1 protein-coding gene and 1 tRNA gene are annotated in these 355 nt (G+C 55.2%); both read left to right on the forward strand.

The window, feature by feature from the left end; translation table 11 throughout:
- Positions 1-75: transfer RNA gene (locus AT959_RS07760), tRNA-Thr, on the forward strand.
- 53 nt (positions 76-128) lie between these two features.
- On the forward strand, positions 129-355 hold a 227-nt coding region (locus AT959_RS07765; RefSeq protein ID WP_240481654.1), incomplete at its 3' end, for a GTP-binding protein.

Here is a 355-nt window from a genome sequence, read left to right on the forward strand (position 1 = left end):
GCCCATGTGGCTCAGTGGTAGAGCACTCCCTTGGTAAGGGAGAGGTCGGCAGTTCGATCCTGCCCATGGGCACCACCGATTAGCTTGGATTCTGGATTTTTTGCTTATTTAATTATTGAGGAACTGGAATGGCTAAGGAAAAATTCGAGCGTACCAAACCGCACGTAAACGTCGGTACGATTGGTCACGTTGACCACGGCAAGACCACGCTGACGGCAGCGATCACTACGGTGCTGTCGAAGAAGTACGGCGGCGCCGCCAAGGCTTACGATCAGATCGACGCAGCCCCGGAAGAAAAGGCGCGCGGCATCACGATCAACACTGCGCACGTCGAGTACGAGACTGCCAACCGTCA

It is taken from the genome of Dechloromonas denitrificans (assembly GCF_001551835.1).
GTDB lineage: Bacteria > Pseudomonadota > Gammaproteobacteria > Burkholderiales > Rhodocyclaceae > Azonexus > Azonexus denitrificans.